Below are 16,995 nucleotides of genomic sequence, written 5' to 3' on the forward strand. Positions count from 1 at the left end.
ATTGGAAACGAATTGGGCAATTTTCCCCTAAGAAAGTTAAACTGATTCGCAGGTCAAACAAACTGTGCGTTGTTTAAATCACGACGGTTAAAACCGTCGTTCGTCTTTCCTCCCCGAACTAAAGTTACGGGGATTCCAGACTCTCGGTTACTTCTCTTGAAGGGGTTAGCCATTGAATGGGGTAACATTCGCTCCCGAGACGTAAGCGTGCTTCGCCAACGCAGTGCAACAAGAACCTGGCTAGAAGCCGTTTGCCCTATGCCGATGCCGACCCGCTTACTAGCGAGTTTTTGGAGAACAAACCCCGATCGCCCGGAGTTGTTCAAACTTAATTTTGTCAAAGCCTGTTAAGAATTTCTCCTCAAATTAGTTTCCCCTCCGATTGATAATAAAACCCAGTTCGCGCAACTGAGGCCAAGGGGAAAATGTGAAGTCTATAAAATGGAGTGTGTTCGAATATGTCTAATCCTGGTTCTCCTGGAAATAATCCACTTGGATCTGAAGAAAAACTGGCCATTTTGGTTGCCTTCTCCACAATCGGCGCAATTTTTGGGTGGTCTGTGATGGGGATGGAGGGGAAGTTGAATTTTTCAGAACCCTTTTCTACTTCGGTATTTAACATGCCGGAGGCGACGAACCCCCTGGGGGGGGAGAAGCCGCCATTGCCCCGCGCCAGTGAGTCTCCCGCCTTGTTTCCGGGTGTCAGTGACTCGCCCGCTATGTTGCCCGATTTATTGTCCGGTGCGACAAGTGCTGGAGTAGAAGAGCCTTCCTCAGGCTCCACCGAGTCCGAACCGGCGGAATCGGCAAGAGAAGAGAACGGGGAGGGGTTGATGGAAATGCTAGTGCCGGGATTTTCTAGAAAAAACCCCCTCGAAGCTGAGGAAGATGGGATGCCCACCGACCAAAGCAGTCCCGGCGAGGAGGCGACTCCTGCACCGGAGGCGGAACCGGGGAGTTCAACTCCCGACCCCGAAGCAGCCGAACCCGAAGCACCCACAGCTTCACCCTCTGTAGAGGAGTCGGAAGCGCCAGCTACGGAAGCCACCCCTGCGCCATAGCCGGCGCTTGGGGAGCCGCGAGATAGCGGTGACGGTGGCGTGGAAACGGGTGGGCGAGAGTTCACCCGTTTTGTTTGTTCGGTTTAAATTGCGATCGCGCGAGGGCGAAGTTTTGGCCGATGGATGCGGGGAAATGCTCTAGGGCTGGGAGATTTATGCCAGCCTTCCCTCACAGATTCCAGAGAAATGTTAGGCAAATTAAATGGTGTTTAACCCGGGCGAGAGGATCGAAAAAGGTCCGGGTGGGGGAGGGGGCAAAGTGCAGGGTGGGTGGCATCCAGGACGGACTTGCTGCGGTTTGAGGTGGGCTAGGGTGTAGGAGACAAACCACCCCCAAAAACGATCGCAAAATCCACAGATGAGAAACCCAACAGATTGGTGGGAATACTGGGGAAAAGGTAAGGTAAGGGAGCGCACGGGCTTATGCTGCGCCAGTTGAAAAATCTACTATTTGGTCTTCGCACCTACACCGATCTCAGCCCTGATGTGAAAATTAGGAAAGAGGTGAATCAGTTATTGTGTCAGCGAGAGGCGCTGACATTAGATGAGTGGTTTAATTGTTTTTGGCAACCGCGCGGTATTGCTAAACCGGTGGTTGCTTTTGTATATAATCAGTTGGGAAAATATTCGGGTTTGGAAATTGCCCGAGTGCGACCGAGCGATCGCTTAAACGGCGATTTGCAGTTGCCTTTGGTGTGCTGGTTCGACTGGCAAATCCGCTGGTGTGAAGATTTTTGCGAGTGTTTTGGGGTGGATATCAGCGATCGCTTTGACATGAACGCCGTGACTACGGTAGAAGAATTGGTGCTGTGCCTGGATGGCCTGCGCTTAACGGTAAAAGCAGTGTCGCGAATTAACCCCAACCCTTAGCAGAGGGAGTGTTCTAACCCAGTGCCAATAGAAATTAGGACGAACAGTTCGGTTCGTCCTAAGCGCACAAGGAGCTACCCTCGCCGATCGCGGCGATCGCTCGTTCACTTGTGGTTTCCACCCCACAGCGATCGGTTTAAACTTCAGACGAGCTTTTGCCGATGACTTGTTCTTTCAACGCGGAAATGTCGCGAACCAATTCTTGACGATTAGAAGCGCGCAGTAAATAGCGATAGACAAACCAAGCAGAGTAGCCCATCCCGACTAATTCAAAAAATGGTGCGAGCAATGGAATATCATTAATAGCATCCACCACGGCGAGGGTGACTCTGACCGTCACTAATGCCGCCAAGAATAAACTCAGGGTGACAATGGGTTTTTGATAGTCGCTGAAAAAACCACTGACATAAGCGGGCATTTCGGCTAACACCGCCATCACGCGATCGGTAATCTCTTGGAAGCGATCGCTGGTTCGCTCAGATGGCGGCACTGTTGCCAGTGCGCCGGCTTGTTCGTCTTTGACATCCATTCTGAGCTGTTCGGCTTCTTGGGCCAACTGTTCGGCTTTCGGGTTAGAGGGTTCAGAAGTTTCGGTTTTTGGATTCATTATTCCTCCTGTTCAAACAAACAACTATTCGATCGTAACTTGGCAGTGCATCAGGGTGCCAACCGTGGAACTGTAGCGGTCAGCCTGACCCTGTTGCAAGCGATCGCCTTTTTACCCCAAGGGGGCCTCCGGGGCGATCGCAAATCGGTTGCCCGGATCGTATTTTGCCGCAAATGGGGGCGAGCGTCCGGTAGAGCGATCGCCCCCCTTGCAGGGCGATCGCAAGAGATGCCTTAAGTTTAAGGAAAAATCGGCTCTACCGACGAAATTTTTACCTGATTCTGTGATTCTCGTTAAGGGCTGAATCGGAAGAAACGGCTGAGGAGATCGCTCCCCGGGGGCTGGCAGAGCAGAAAACTTGTATAACTCGTAACAACGCTCATCAAACATCCCGATTTCGCAGGAAATCCCTTTTTCTGAGGGATTGACAGCCACAGGTATTTCATCCCAAATTTGTTTTGCAAAACGCTGTGCCTGCCGGCGTTGGGATTTCATGGGCCAATGCGGTGAAATAATATGAAACTTGCCGGATCGGTGTTGACCGAGACAAGAGACAATAAAATCGAAACCCCATAGATGGATGGCCTATGAAACCCGACGATAACGAGTTACAGCAACAGCTAAAAAATTTAAAAGAACGATTGCCTGGGTTGAGTACGAGATTGTCGCAGGCGGCGGTGGAACTCAAAGAAGCCGGGGTTCCCGTGGATGAATCCGCGATCGAGCAGACGATCGCCTATCGGCGCGACTTTGCCGAAGTGCGATCGCAAATCATCGAACTAGCAAAATCGAAGGGCATCCCGGGCACCTCGGGAGTCGTCGCACCGTCCCAAGTCTCCTCCCTGTTGGATCTCGAAGGCATACTGCACGCGATCGCCACTTCCCCATCCACACAGGGAAACGACACCGAAAAAGCCTTAGCCATTCTCGATCGCTTTTTAGCCCTTACCCATCGCGATCTAAAGGATTTTCCGCCATTGCAAGCCGCCCAGGAAAAAGGACAAGAACTGCGCCGCATTATTCTCAATGCTCCTGCGAATAATTTACCCATTGATGTAGAGACCTTGATTTCTGGCAAGCATCCCTGCTGCGCGTTACTGACCTTAATCGACCCCGAGGCAGACATTAGCGACGAGCAATGGGGCATTCTCGTGGAAGTAGCGGCCCGGGCGTTTGGCAAACCGCTCACGGTAGCAGCATCCCGAGGCAAATTACAAGTGTCGCCCCACTCCACGCCGAGCACAGAACCTCCCGTCCAAGAGCCAAAGGTGGAAACGCCGGTAGAGGCGAGTTCTCCCCCGCCGCCTGTGGGGCGGCGGATGCCAGAAATGGTGGTAATTGCCGGGGATGATGAGCCGGAAATGGATGCTGAGTCGGAGGCGGAACGGTTGCTGCTCGATCCTCCCAAGCCCTCCTCTGATTTGCCCGATGTGATTGTGTTGCCCAGTATGGATGAATCCCCGACACAGGGGGTACCCCAGGGGCAACAGCCCGGGATGGAATCCCGGGCACCTGCGGCCCGTGGGGGTGGCAGTGTGGGACTGAAGGTGTTGGCGCATATCGAACGCGAGGGCGATCGCATCTTCCGGGAAAATCAATTTGCGGGGACCCGGGGTCAGGCACAACGTCTGGAAGGATTTGCCATTCACATCGATCCGCCGATTCCCGGTTTGGGTCTGCGCTATATGGCTTACCTGCAAGGGATGGGGGATACGCCTTGGATGAGCGAAGGTGAATTTGTTGGCACCCGGGGCATAGGACGACGGATCGAAGGATTTGCGATCGCTTTGACCGGCGACGCGAAAGCTGAGTACAGTGTGTATTACCGGGCGCATATCGAGAATGTGGGCGACACTCCCGAAGCGGCGAATGGCGAATTCTGCGGTTTTCGCGGCAAACAACTGCGCGTTGAAGGGATGAAAGTCCGTATCGAACCGAAGTAATCTGGGTTGCCCTCTCGGTTTTTATGTGTGGATTGTCGCACTATTGTGACGCTCCTTGACCCCTACCTGTGGCGATGTGGGGGAATGGGTCGCTGTGTGGAGTTCAATTAGCTTGCATCGAGGCAAGGGTTGTCTGTCTAGCCCCACCCGTCTCGGGGATGGGGCTTTTCTTTGAAATAAAACTCAATATTTAGCAACAAATTTCAAACATATTGTTTATCAAAAAAGGTTTAAATTGTCAAGTCAAGCGTTAATAATTATTAACAGGTAGGCGGAATTTGGCGGCATCGCTGCTGGGGGAAAAAGGGGATGAAACTCAGGATTTCAGGTAAAAAAGCACCGTTTCCCCGGAAAGATTCGCTTACAATCCGGCGATCAGACAGAGAAATAAAGCCTCGGTCCATTCCACTACAGCGCCGTAGGTATCGCCGGTATGTCCGCCCAATTTGTAGTTAAACCAAGCACCGGTTAGAATGGCGATCGCGCTGCCTCCGGTGGCCATGCCGGCGGCGACGATCCACTCGTCACTGCCAAGCAGAAGTTGGACGCCACTCAAGCCCCAAAGCAGCAGCAATCCCGGGAGCAGATCCCAGGGCGAGTGCATGGATTCTTTGTGCATCGCTCCTTTCCCGGTGGCTTTCAGATAGGGGTAGCGAGCGATCGCCACCAATTGTCCCCACCGACCCCAACCGGCGGCGGCGATGAGGACGATCGCGCGGTGAGCGTCCAAATCGGTCAATGCTGCGGTTTTTAATAAAATCAGCGCGATCGCTGCCATCACGCCAAATGCACCGGTAACGCTATCCGCCATCACTTCTAATCGCCGTTGGGGGTCTTGCACCCCAAGCCCATCGGCAGTATCTATGGCACCATCGAGATGAAGTCCGCCAGTAATGGCAATCCAGGCGATAACGACAATGGCACTGCGGGTCAGCACGGGCATTTCCAATAGCTGTAACAGCCCATCCAACAGACCCAAAAGCAAGCCGATCGCTACGCCAATCCAAGGAGCAAAGCGAGCGATCCCGCGAAATTCTAATGTCCAATTTAGGGGAACCGGCAAACAGGTATAGAAGGCGATCGCCGCCGCCAGTCCGGACCGTAACTTGCCAAATATTGCTGCTGCATTTCGCAGTGTTCTCATCGGCGATCGCACCCCTCGATTATCTGTCATAAGTCTCTCAGTTTTCAGCCATTTTACGGATCCCGGTCCACCCTGACCTGTGCCAGAATTGAATCGAGACTATGCATCACTCGCCCCTCGTGGCGACATTAACCAGAAAAGCTTTTTTAAATCTCCCTCTAGAGGGCACCTACAGGATGCTTCTACTTCCTTTGAGGGCACCATTGTAAACCAAAGGCGGTTTGTCCATGATTCCAGATAAATTTAATACCAAAGTGCCTGCACCTTGCATTATCGACACCGGAATCGTCGTCAACAAGCAGGACATGCTCCGACTTTTGTCCGATCTCGGTCAAGTCCGTTACATGCACCTCCAAGACGGTCAACTCTACAGTCAAGGGGAGGGTTACGTGATGGAGGTCTTTGCCGATCCCGAACGATCCACTTTGATTGCCAATCACGGCATATATTTAAACGTCTATAGTTTTGATTGCCTCGAGCTGAAACACTCTCCCGAGTCCGACTCCTACTTCGATCTGGTTCAAGAAGGACGTCAGCTCAGATTGATTCCCCTGTCTAATCCTTTGAAAGAGCGAACCGATCGCCAGTTCGAAACCTCAGCATTAGAAGCGGTACTCAGAGAGGTACTCGCGGCTAAATTAGATGCTGAAATCGATGATGAAGGAATGTTACCGTTCTGAAACGAGCTATCTGAACTAGGGATTCAACCCTTCAAGCAAGGCAAGAACCGTGTATTTTCCCGCAATGGCGATGAGTGCGCGGTGGGTTTTGAGCTGCGCGATTTTACCTTTTTCTATGAGAAAATACCGTTCGCCAATATAATTATAATAAAGTCGCAACGAGGAACCAATAAGGCATTTTGGGTCGCGAATTTACATTTCAATTGCAGGCAAATTGCAGCCATACCCACGCCCGGGCGGCTGTGTTTAGCACGCCACATGGTGATGTGGAAACCCCTCGGTTTATGCCAGTGGGAACCTTGGCAACGGTGAAAACCGTTACTCCCGCTCAGCTTAAAGCCACGGGCGCTCAGATGATTTTAGCGAATACCTATCATCTGCACCTGCAACCGGGAGAAGAAATTGTCGCGCAAGCGGGGGGTTTGCATCGGTTTATGGGATGGTCCGGCCCGATTCTCACCGATTCGGGGGGTTTTCAAGTCTTTAGTTTAAGCGAGTTGCGAACCATTACGGAGAAAGGGGTTAAATTTCGATCGCCCCGGGATGGTCGCATCATCGAGATGACTCCAGAGCGATCGATCCAAATTCAAAACAAACTCGGGGCGGATATCATTATGGCATTTGATGAGTGTCCCCCTTATCCGGCGACTCGGGAGGCGGTGGAGTTGGCGACGGCGCGGACTTATCGCTGGTTGTCACGCTGCATCGAGACTCATTCCCGGGCGGACCAGGCATTGTTTGGCATCGTTCAAGGGGGGGTTTATTTGGATTTGAGGGCGCAAGCGGCCCGGGCGCTGGCGAAGTTGGATTTACCTGGGTATGCCATTGGGGGGGTGAGTGTGGGAGAACCCCCGGCCCTGATCGAGAAAATCGTCCGGGCGAGTGCGCCGCAACTCCCGGCGGAGAAACCCCGCTATTTGATGGGGGTGGGGACTTATCGAGAAATGGCTCAGGCGATCGCTTCCGGTGTGGATTTATTTGATTGCGTGATTCCCACCCGCTGGGCGCGTCATGGGGCGGTGGCGGTACAGGGAGAACGCTGGAATATTAAAAATGCTCGGTTTCGCGAGGATTTTACCCCCCTGGATGAGTCTTGCCCTTGTTACACTTGCCAGAACTTTAGCCGCGCTTATTTGAATCATTTGTGGCGATCGCGCGAAATTTTGGTTTATACCTTGCTTTCCATTCACAATATCACCGAGCTGATTGGCTTTACTCGCCGGATTCGCGACGCCATCAAGCGCGATCGCTTCTCCGAGGAATTTGCCCCCTGGCTGACCCCGGGCGCAAGCGAGTAACCCTTCCATCCGCTCATTGACTCTACCCCTATTCTCAATTGGCAATCTGCAAAGTAGAGAAATTGAGAAGAAGACAAAAATGAGAGATTCACCCCGGCTTATGTTAAAATCTGTTTCGATTATGAAAATTCTGTTAGAGAGGTAGAGATCGAGTATGGAAGCAGCGATGCTGTTGGCAAAACTGCCAGAAGCCTATCAAATTTTCGATCCGTTGGTGGACGTTTTGCCACTGATTCCCCTATTTTTCTTGCTGCTTGCGTTTGTGTGGCAGGCGGCGGTGGGTTTTAGATAAATTGCATCAAAAAGCCCGGGGAGAGAAAGGGGTGCTCGAGAGAGCGCCCCTTCGATGATTAATGGGATCGAGAGCCGATGGTTTTCTGAAAAGCCGGACGTTGAGAGAGGCGATTGATATACTCCACCACAGCCGGATAAGCGCTCAAATCGAGCTTCAGCATGATTTGCACGTAAGCGAGCATCGAACCTACAGCAACGTCAGCCACGCTAAAATCGTTGCCGAGGAGGAAAGGTTGGTGGGAGAAGCGATCGTTGAGGGGCTTCAGAAGGCGCTGCACCTCGCGATCGCGACTGGATTCCACAAAAATGCCCGGACCGAGGGTCGCGTTAGCAAACAGCACCCATTGCGTCACCGTAGCCAATTCCGTCACGGAGTCAGAAAGGTTCCCATAGGTTTGCGCCAAATAAATTAAAATTGCCCCAGACTCCCACAGCTTAAACCCTCCATCCTCAATAGCTGGAACCTTTCCCATCGGATTAATCTTCAGGTACTCTGGCTGCAAGTGGTCGCCCGCCTGCATATCTAACAAAACGAATTCATAAGGAATGCTCAGTTCCTCCAAATACCACTGAACGATAGAAGCGCGGCTGCGGGCACCGCCATAGAGTTTTAGCAAGACACACAGTGCTCCTTAATCAGCGAGAGTTGCCACTGTTGATTTTAACGGCTAGAGGTTTATCGTGGAAAAGAAGAAAAGACTCTGCCATTGAGTTTTTCACCCCTTTGCCTCAGTTGCCCAAATGCCGAATCGATGCCAGAAAACAATCAAGATTTATTTCAAATCCCCCCAGAATTGAACAGTAACGACCCCCTGAGTCCCCAATTTAAAAAAGCCAACTTCCTCGCCCCCGATCTGAATCAGAAAGACCTCAGAGGCGCGTCTCTCAGAGGAGCCTACCTGCGAGATGCCAATTTAGCCGGAGTAGATTTGAGTGAAGCCACCCTCGCCTATGCCGATTTGATTGGAGCCAATTTAGAGGGCGCGAACTTAGTGGGAGTCGATCTCAAGGACGCCAACCTGAACTTAGCCAACCTGAGCGAGTGCAACCTGAGTGGTGCCAACTTAAAAGGAACCACCTTAGTGGGAACAAACTTAAGTGAGGCAGATTTAAGGGGAGCCAACCTGAAAGGCTCCAACTTAATCGGTGCCAAACTGACCGAAGCCAACCTCAGCGGCGCTAACTTAAGTGCGGCAGACTTGAGCGAGACCGATCTGAGAGGAACCATCTTGCAAAAAGCGGTGTACGATTTGAGGACCCGCTTCTGCGAGGGTCTCGACCCGGAGACGATGGGCGCTTACGGGATTGGAGCGGATATTGCGCTTCCCGGAGCCAATCTCAGTGGCGTCGATCTCAGCGGCGTGAACTTGAAGCGAGCGGATTTGCGCGGCGCTAACCTCCGTTATGCCAAATTAATGGAGAGCAACCTCGAAGGGGCAAACCTGTTTCGCGCCAACCTCAGTGGTGCGAATTTAACCGGGGCGAATTTAAAAGGGGCGATCCTGCAAAAAGCCGTCTACGACTTAAAAACCCAGGTCAGCGAAGGAATCGAACTGAGTTTAGCCGGGGCCTACTGGATCGCGCCGAATGTCTCCCTTTCCGAAGTGAATCTCAGTGGCGTGGATCTCAGCGGCGCGGACTTGCGCGGGGCGAACTTAAGTAGCGCGAACTTAAGTGATGCAGAGATGATGGGGATTGACCTGACGCGGGCGAACTTGCGGAAAGCGTACTTAGCCGATGCCAATCTGAAAGGAGCCGATCTGCGATGGGCCGATCTGATTGGGGCTAGTTTAAATCAGGTAAATCTTTCTCAAGCAGATTTGAGGTCGGTAGACCTGACGCGAGCGGATTTGCGCGGGGCTAATTTAAAATTAGCCGATTTGCGAGAAGCGGATCTGACCAGCGCTAGTTTAAATCAGGTGAATTTGAGCGAAGCGGATCTGCGCGGCGTGGATTTGACCCGATCGGATTTGCGCGGCGCAAACTTAAGCGGCGCGGATTTGAGAAAAGCCGATTTAACCAAAGCGAATTTGAAGTGGACGAATCTGGACGGAACCAATTTGCTCGAGGTAGATTTAAGCACCACATTTCAATAACAACATCCCCCGATTGGGTGAAGCGCGGTAAAACTGTGTGTGTAGCAGACTACCTTTTGCTGGCTCTCACCCACCATCTACCCGGGAAATTTTCAGATCGATCGCCAGCTTTTATCCGAGAAAATACAGAAGAGCACCCCGAGCGACTAAAGTATCAATAATTATACGGTATTTTTACTAAATCTTTACGAAAAAAGCAATATCTATGAAGAATGAAAAAAGTTGGTCATATCTCCTAGACAAACAGACGCACCGTATATTATCACAGAAGCAACAGGGCACAGCCCCTGGAAATACATCAACGTTAATAGGGTAAGAAAAATGAACGCTAAACTTTATGCCCCAATCTGTGTTGGATTAATCGCGGGTAGTTTGGGCTTTGCCTCATCAGCACAAGCCTTTTCCTTCACCACTCACTACGATGAAGCGTTAAGTACCAACCCGTCGCAAGGAGATATTTGGCTCGAAGCCGTAGAATTTGACGGAAAAATCGTGAGCAACTTCAGCTTGGTCGATCGGGTGGATATTCTCCATAATGACCTGTGGACCGGCGGAAACAGCGGAGCCGGTAGTGCGGACAAGGGAGACCAAGCTACAGTGGGGTTATCCGAGGAACGGCTGACCAATGACGGAGCGCGAACCGCACTGAGAAATACCAACCTGAATAGCATTATCGATGGGGAAGATCGCGGCGAATTTTCCATGAACCTGTGGTTTGATAACGCGGTGGATAATTTGTTCTTCTGGGAACGGGGGCGCAACAGTGCGATGACGATTCAAGCCATCGACACAGCGGGGGATATTTTGGGTGATAGCCTGACCATCAACTCGCGCAATTGGGATAATGCGGGATTCCGGCTAGATACCATAGAAATTGGTGGCTCGCAGCGCGTCGGTTCTCTGGGGGTGTCTTTAGCCGATTTAGGACTGTCTTCTGCGATTCAGGGCGTTCGTGTCAGCGCTGAGGGGACGAGCTTCTACAATGGACCGGACTGGAAAGTGGTTGGTGAGAAAGTTCCGGAACCGGGGACGGTTGTAGGCTTGGGATCGATCGCGATGGCATTGGTGGCATCTCGGCGTCGGCGGTCTTCTGCGAGTTAGCCTAGATGCAAACCATACTCTGGCCACGGAACGTTGCTGCGCAAGCAAAGAAAGCTCCCGTTGGCGGGGAAATTTAAAAAAGCTGCTTGCAAGTGGAATGTTCTATGACTCTTGAAGCATTACGATCGCCCGTAGGATAGGCTCTCAGCCTATCCTATTTTTTTATGGAGGGCAAAATTTGCCATTGCGTCCCACCAGCTAGGGCGATCGCGCCGCAGACCCCGGTGGAGAAACCGATACAATAAAAAACGATGTCTTTTGCTGGGGATAACTCAAACGTGTCGGCAAATTCTCCTACATTTATTTTAGTGGACGGTCATTCCTTGGCCTTTCGCTCGTATCATGCATTAGCCAAAAGCCGCGATGGGGGGTTGAGGACCTCCACGGGAATTCCCACCAGCGCGTGCTTTGGATTTCTCAAGTCCCTGATCGAGGTGATGGCGGCGCAGGAGCCGCAATATTTGGCGATCGCCTTTGACCTGGGTTTACCCACCTTTCGCCACGAAGCCGACGCCACCTATAAAAGCGATCGCCCGGAAACCCCAGAAGACTTGCTCGTGGACCTGGAACACCTGCAAGAACTGCTCGCCGGCTTTAACGTTCCCATCGTCACAGCGGAAGGCTACGAGGCGGATGATGTGTTGGGGACCTTGGCGATGCGGGCCAGCAGCGCCGGACATCAGGTGAAAATTCTCAGCGGCGATCGCGACCTCTTTCAACTAGTAGACGACAGCAAACATATCAGCGTCCTCTATCTCAGGCGCGGATCCTTTTTTGGTCATTCCGCCTTCGCCAGCTACCAAGAATTTACCGACGAAGAGGTGCGAGAAAAAATGGGCATTCCCCCCGCACTTGTGGTCGATTATAAAGCCCTTTGCGGCGATCCCTCGGATAACATTCCCGGGGTGAAAGGAATTGGCGATAAAACCGCCGTCAAATTGCTCAGCACTTACGGTTCCCTGGAGAACATTTACGAGTCTCTAGAAGACATCAAAGGTGCGAACCGCAAAAAGCTCGAAACCGGCAAAGAAGACGCCGATCGCTCGCAACATCTGGCTCGCATTGTCTGCAATGTTCCCTTAGATATTGACTTAGAAACCTGTAAGCTCGAAGGATTTAACGAAGCGCAACTGATTCCGATTTTGGAGAAGTTAGAATTTAAGTCATTTTTGCCGAAAGTCAAGCAACTGCAGCAGCGCTTTGGCGGAACAAGCGAAGAAAGGGAGACGGAACGCGCCAGTGCGGTTTCTGACGACGAGGAGACTGGGTTTTGGAGTGCCGCCGAAACCGAAGCCGCCGCCCGGGAAAAAGCAAAAGAAGAGCCTGCGATCGCCCCGCGCATCATCGACACCGCACAAAAGCTAGAAGCCTTAGTCACCCAGCTCAAAACCTGTCAAGATCCAGCCCACCCGGTGGCTTGGGATACAGAAACCACGGATTTAGAACCGCGCGATGCGGATCTGGTGGGTATCGGGTGCTGTTGGGGAAGCGAGAAATCCGAAGTTGCCTATATTCCCATCGCCCATCACCGGGGAACCACCCTGGAGTTAGCCACGGTTATCGAGGCTCTGCGTCCTATCTTAGAAAGCAGCGCCTATCCGAAAGCCTTGCACAATGCGAAATTCGACCGTTTGGTGCTGCGCTGTCAGGGCATCGAGTTGGCGGGGGTGGTGTTCGATACCATGCTTGCCAGTTACGTACTCAATCCCACGAATAGCCACAGTCTCAGCCAGTTGTCCGAGAAGTATCTCTCGGTTGCGGCGCTCAGTTATAAGGACTTGCGAATTCCCAAAGGCGAAACCATCGCCATCGTGGATATTCCCACCATCGCCAACTACTGCGGCCTGGATTGCTATACTACATATAAACTCCTGCCGATATTGCGTGCGAAGCTGGAAGAAAACCCAAAACTCCATCAATTGCTGCTGGATATCGAACAGCCCCTCGAAGCGGTTTTAGCCGAGATGGAATACAGGGGAATTCGTATCGATACAGAGTATTTAAACGAACTCTCACAACAGATTCAAAGCCAACTGCAAGACATCGAAGGGCAAGCGTATGAGAAGGCGGGAGAAAAATTTAATTTAGGTTCGCCGAAACAATTGAGCGAGATTTTATTTAAAAAACTCGGCTTGAATCGCAAAAAATCTCGCAAAACTAAGACGGGTTACTCTACCGATGCAGGGGTATTGGAAAGACTGCAAGGCGATCATCCGATTATTGACAAAATCACCGAATATCGTACCCTCTCGAAGTTAAAATCTACCTATGTGGATGCCCTACCGCAGATAGTGCGCCAGGATACCGGGCGGGTGCATACGGATTTCAATCAAACGGCGACAGCAACGGGAAGGTTATCTTCTTCTAATCCGAATTTGCAGAATATTCCGATTAGAACGGAGTTTTCGCGACAAATTCGCAAAGCATTTTTGCCAGAACCGGAGTGGCGATTGGTATCGGCGGATTATTCGCAAATCGAGTTGCGGATTTTGGCGCATTTAAGTCAAGAACCGGTTTTGTTGGAGGCGTATCGCAATAATCAAGACGTGCATAGCGTCACGGCGAAACTGTTGTTTGAAAAGGAAACCGTGACGCCAGAAGAAAAACGGATGGGGAAAACTATCAATTTTGGGGTGATTTATGGGATGGGTTCGGTGCGTTTTGCCCGGGCGATCGGGAAAACGACGAAGGAAGGAAAGGAGTTTATCGATCGCTTTTACGAGCGTTATGAAAAGGTGTTCGAGTATTTGGATGGGTTGGAAAATCAGGCGATCGCGCAAGGATTTGTGGAAACCCTCTTCGGGCGTCGTCGCTATTTTGAATTTGAAGATAAAAAACTGCGCGAACTTCAAGGCACCGATCCCAGTGATATTTCCCCGGAAGTAAGGAAAAAACTGTCAGCGCGAGACGCACAAAACTTGCGGGCGGCGGCGAATGCACCGATTCAAGGTTCTAGTGCGGATATTATTAAAGTAGCAATGGTGAAAATGCACCAACTTTTGCAAGACTATCGCGCCCGGTTGTTGCTGCAAGTTCACGATGAATTAGTGTTTGAAATTCCTCGGGATGAATGGGAGGAACTGCAACCTAAAATTAAATCCACGATGGAAAACGCCGTGTCGTTAAGTGTGCCCTTGGTGGTGGATATTCACGCTGGGGACAATTGGATGGAAGCAAAATAACCCGTTGCTCAATTTAACTGTAGGGTGGGCATTGCCCACCACACCGATTACTTCTTCAACGAATTTTATGTCTGTAGGGGGAGCGTTTTTGCCCTGGGTTTTGTGGTATGATGAATGGCGAAAGTGTTGTCTGGTGTGCCCGGAAAACATTAAGGGTCGCATCATGTGATTAGCCGATGGATAGGGAGGATTTGCCTATCAACCAGTTGAATGAGAATCGTTGGAGATTAATTTTATGAGTATGACGTCGTTATTATACCAGAAAGATGTAAAAGAAAAATTTCGGCAAGAGTTTCCGGTGCCCAAACTGAAAGTGAAAAGCAATCCGCTTGCGCCGGCATTGACGAAACATTATGCCCTGGTTGCCACGGCGTTCGATTATTTACTGCGATTTTATCTGGAATTTAGAAATCCGAAGGCGAATTCGCGCAAGTGGATTGCGGAAGTTTCCCTGGGGTTGCTGCGCGAGCTAAAAATGTTGGTGAGTTCGATTGAGGAAGAGGAGTTAGCGCCAGATAAGCTAACGGAAGTGGAGGGCGATCGCCTGTTAAAAGTGATGCCCCAGACGCAACATATTTGTAAATATCTGGTCAAGAAAGGCATTGCCCGCAATCGAGAAGAATTTGTCAATATTTGCACGCGCTTGGAAAGGCAGGCTGATTTTATCATGGCAAAAGCCAAGGAGAATTATTTTTTATTTCTCAAAACTGGGGAATTAACCGATAGTCTGCTAAAATCTTGTTTGTTTCTGGCACAGTTAGACCCGATTTACCGGGTGGGGAAAATTGATAAAAATACGGGCATTCTCAATCTGAAAGATATGGAGGATTTAAAACAATTAATTGCTTTGGTGGATTTCGATAAATTCCACGCCGAGGAAATGATGTTGCTCAATCCCACATTTGGTAGGGGTTCGGCATTGGTGGGCGGTGCGGATGCGGATTTAGCGATCGATGATATGTTGGTGGAAGTCAAAACCGCAAATAAACTGGCGTTAACGAGCGATTATTTTCACAAGTTAATGTTTCAATATCTTTTACATCGGGTGGCGAAAATCGATGGCGCGCCGCCAAACCATGAAATCCACCGTTTGGGAATCTATTTTTCTCGATACGGTTATCTGCATACCATGAATGTGGCAGATATCGTGGATGAAAGACAATTGGAGCGGTTTTTTAACTGGTTTAGAAAGCGGGTAAGTGCAGGAGAGGAGGAAGAGCGGGCGGCGGGGTAATTGCTACTGCACTGAAGCGGAAAGAAGGTTTAAAATTGAGATTCGGCGCGCTCTAAGGCGCTGTCTAAATCTTTGATTGCTGCATCGATTCCGATTTGGATTTCGCCCCAAGCATCGGAACTGGCGGAACGCAGTTGTGCTAACTGTATTTCTAGTTCTTCTTGCTGTCTTTCTAGCTGGGCAATTTCTGCTTCGAGTTCCGCTTGCGCCTGCGCGCCGAGGGTTTCTGCTCTTGCTTCCAATTGCGCGATGCGTTCGTCATAGGTGGCGATTTGTCGTTCGGTTTGTTCGATGTATTGGTTGATTTCTGCTTGGGTATAGTTGGCGGTGGTGCCGATCGCTTCTTCGGTTTCTCGTTCTACCTCTTCTGCGGTGGGTCCGGGGGAAGCATTCATTTCGCTTTCGGTTTCCATTGGCGCATTACAGGCGGCGATCGCGCCAGAAAGGGCAAGAGCGGCGATCGCAATTTCAAAACGGAAGACTTGAGATAATTTCATGATTTTATCGGTTATCTTTGCTTCCTCATTGAACTGCAATATTCGGGAATTGTCATCTATCGGGGGAGAGATGTTCTCAGATGAAATATACTGCCCATTCTCATATTATTTTTCTACAACTGTGATGAGAGTGCGAGCTTCAAGCTCGCACTTCGGGGCGGTGAAGCTCTCGCACTCGCAAGGGAGGCGAATTAAATCATCCTCAAGGTATCGGAAATTGCCACCTTACCGGGGGTGAGGATTTTTGCCAGAACCCCGGTTTGTAGATGTCCGTATTTTTCTTGCAACAAGGGTAACAGAGGCAAATCGCGATCGCCGGTATCCGGATTGACTTCGATATTGGGACAGCGCCCGATCCGCGCGGTAATCGCCACAGTTGCATCACCTAAGTGAAACTGCTGGCCGACCCAGTTAAATTCTTCCCAGGCTGGAACGCCTTCTAGCAGGACGTTTGGCCGAAACCGCCGCACGTCTGCGGGTTGACCGCTTGCATCACTTAAGTCCTGTAACGTGGCCTCACTCAGTAAAGAAATATGAACGGGTTCGCGATCGGGATAGCGGGTGTCGCCGGTGCGGGTACCCACGAGATGCAAGGGCGATCGCTGGGGATGGCGCGCTTCGGGGGTGGGGTGCAAGGAGGCGAGATAGCCGGTAAAAAAGGCACTGATGCGATCGCGCCCTTCGGGGGTGCCCGTCTGTGCCTGCAGTAACCTCGCCCCGCCAGCGCGCACCGTCAGGATATCGTCGCTACTATCGTAGTGACAATCCAGTGCGGCTAATCCGGGCCAGTCGTTTTGCACGGCAAATTTGCCTTTGCTCATCCAGGGCACAATATCCGGGGATTGTGCGCCATCCACGAACATTAGGGCGAAGGCGCGATCGCCGCGAATTCCATGCCCGACTTCGAGAAAAACGCGATCGATTGCTTGCGGGGTCAGCCCTTTAATCGGATAGGTAAATAACTGCTTTACAGTAGCGATACTCATTG

The 16,995-nt window shown here is 51.1% G+C and carries 16 protein-coding genes; 11 read left to right on the plus strand and 5 right to left on the minus strand.

Translation table 11 applies throughout. The features are described from left to right. Positions 1-458: 458 nt before the first annotated feature. Complete coding sequence (locus tag AC0QH1_RS22100; protein ID WP_324633506.1) at positions 459-1,061, plus strand: hypothetical protein; 603 nt, start codon at positions 459-461, stop codon at positions 1,059-1,061. A 504-nt stretch (positions 1,062-1,565) separates the two neighbouring features. Continuing rightward, entirely contained in the window at positions 1,566-1,931 is a 366-nt protein-coding gene (locus AC0QH1_RS22105) for a hypothetical protein (RefSeq protein ID WP_324633507.1), read from the plus strand. A gap of 136 nt (positions 1,932-2,067) precedes the next feature. On the opposite strand, the gene AC0QH1_RS22110 is transcribed toward AC0QH1_RS22105, so the two are convergent. Then, on the minus strand, positions 2,068-2,538 hold the full coding sequence (locus AC0QH1_RS22110; RefSeq protein ID WP_324633508.1) for a CAAD domain-containing protein: 471 nt from the start codon (positions 2,536-2,538) through the stop codon (positions 2,068-2,070). 39 nt (positions 2,539-2,577) lie between these two features. On the opposite strand from AC0QH1_RS22110, the gene AC0QH1_RS22115 reads away from it, so the two are divergent. Both AC0QH1_RS22115 and AC0QH1_RS22120 read left to right on the plus strand, forming a co-directional pair. Beyond that, positions 2,578-2,775 (plus strand): hypothetical protein, encoded by a 198-nt coding sequence (locus AC0QH1_RS22115; RefSeq protein ID WP_324633509.1) that lies wholly within the window; start codon positions 2,578-2,580, stop codon positions 2,773-2,775. A 350-nt stretch (positions 2,776-3,125) separates the two neighbouring features. After that, positions 3,126-4,481: a hypothetical protein gene (locus tag AC0QH1_RS22120; protein WP_324633510.1), complete on the plus strand. Its 1,356-nt coding sequence runs from the start codon at positions 3,126-3,128 to the stop codon at positions 4,479-4,481. Positions 4,482-4,842: 361 nt separating this feature from the next. Here the strand turns inward: AC0QH1_RS22120 and cobS are convergent, their stop codons facing one another. Then, complete coding sequence (gene cobS, locus AC0QH1_RS22125; RefSeq protein ID WP_442957354.1) at positions 4,843-5,655, minus strand: adenosylcobinamide-GDP ribazoletransferase; 813 nt, start codon at positions 5,653-5,655, stop codon at positions 4,843-4,845. A gap of 197 nt (positions 5,656-5,852) precedes the next feature. Between cobS and AC0QH1_RS22130 the strand changes: the two genes are divergently transcribed. From AC0QH1_RS22130 to AC0QH1_RS22140, 3 genes are all read left to right on the plus strand, one after another. Beyond that, a complete protein-coding gene (locus tag AC0QH1_RS22130) occupies positions 5,853-6,305 on the plus strand; it encodes a hypothetical protein (RefSeq protein ID WP_324633511.1) in 453 nt (150 codons plus the stop codon). A gap of 179 nt (positions 6,306-6,484) precedes the next feature. Beyond that, entirely contained in the window at positions 6,485-7,603 is a 1,119-nt protein-coding gene (gene tgt / locus AC0QH1_RS22135) for a tRNA guanosine(34) transglycosylase Tgt (protein ID WP_324633512.1), read from the plus strand. 154 nt (positions 7,604-7,757) lie between these two features. Further along, a complete protein-coding gene (locus AC0QH1_RS22140) occupies positions 7,758-7,895 on the plus strand; it encodes a photosystem II reaction center protein K (RefSeq protein ID WP_071880619.1) in 138 nt (45 codons plus the stop codon). Positions 7,896-7,953: 58 nt separating this feature from the next. Here the strand turns inward: AC0QH1_RS22140 and AC0QH1_RS22145 are convergent, their stop codons facing one another. Next, on the minus strand, positions 7,954-8,514 hold the full coding sequence (locus AC0QH1_RS22145; protein ID WP_324633513.1) for a glutathione S-transferase family protein: 561 nt from the start codon (positions 8,512-8,514) through the stop codon (positions 7,954-7,956). 135 nt (positions 8,515-8,649) lie between these two features. On the opposite strand from AC0QH1_RS22145, the gene AC0QH1_RS22150 reads away from it, so the two are divergent. The 4 genes from AC0QH1_RS22150 (at position 8,650) to AC0QH1_RS22165 (ending at position 15,510) form a co-directional block, all read left to right on the plus strand. Next, entirely contained in the window at positions 8,650-9,993 is a 1,344-nt protein-coding gene (locus tag AC0QH1_RS22150) for a pentapeptide repeat-containing protein (RefSeq protein WP_324633514.1), read from the plus strand. 321 nt (positions 9,994-10,314) lie between these two features. After that, the gene (locus AC0QH1_RS22155; RefSeq protein ID WP_324633515.1) at positions 10,315-11,094 is read left to right on the plus strand and encodes an exosortase-dependent surface protein XDP2; all 780 of its coding nucleotides are present in this window, start codon (positions 10,315-10,317) and stop codon (positions 11,092-11,094) included. Positions 11,095-11,345: 251 nt separating this feature from the next. Then, positions 11,346-14,276, plus strand: a complete 2,931-nt coding sequence (polA, locus tag AC0QH1_RS22160) for a DNA polymerase I (RefSeq protein WP_324633516.1) — start codon at positions 11,346-11,348, stop codon at positions 14,274-14,276. A 235-nt stretch (positions 14,277-14,511) separates the two neighbouring features. Then, positions 14,512-15,510 carry a hypothetical protein gene (locus AC0QH1_RS22165; RefSeq protein WP_324633518.1) on the plus strand — a complete coding sequence of 333 codons (999 nt, stop codon included), beginning with the start codon at positions 14,512-14,514 and terminating at the stop codon, positions 15,508-15,510. A gap of 29 nt (positions 15,511-15,539) precedes the next feature. Here AC0QH1_RS22165 and AC0QH1_RS22170 read toward each other — a convergent pair whose 3' ends face one another. Together AC0QH1_RS22170 and AC0QH1_RS22175 are read right to left on the minus strand one after the other, a co-directional pair. Further along, the gene (locus AC0QH1_RS22170; RefSeq protein ID WP_324633519.1) at positions 15,540-16,007 is read right to left on the minus strand and encodes a sll1863 family stress response protein; all 468 of its coding nucleotides are present in this window, start codon (positions 16,005-16,007) and stop codon (positions 15,540-15,542) included. A gap of 191 nt (positions 16,008-16,198) precedes the next feature. After that, entirely contained in the window at positions 16,199-16,993 is a 795-nt protein-coding gene (locus AC0QH1_RS22175) for an MOSC domain-containing protein (protein WP_324633520.1), read from the minus strand. Between the last annotated feature and the right edge of the window lie 2 nt (positions 16,994-16,995).

This window comes from Phormidium sp. CCY1219 (assembly GCF_055795085.1).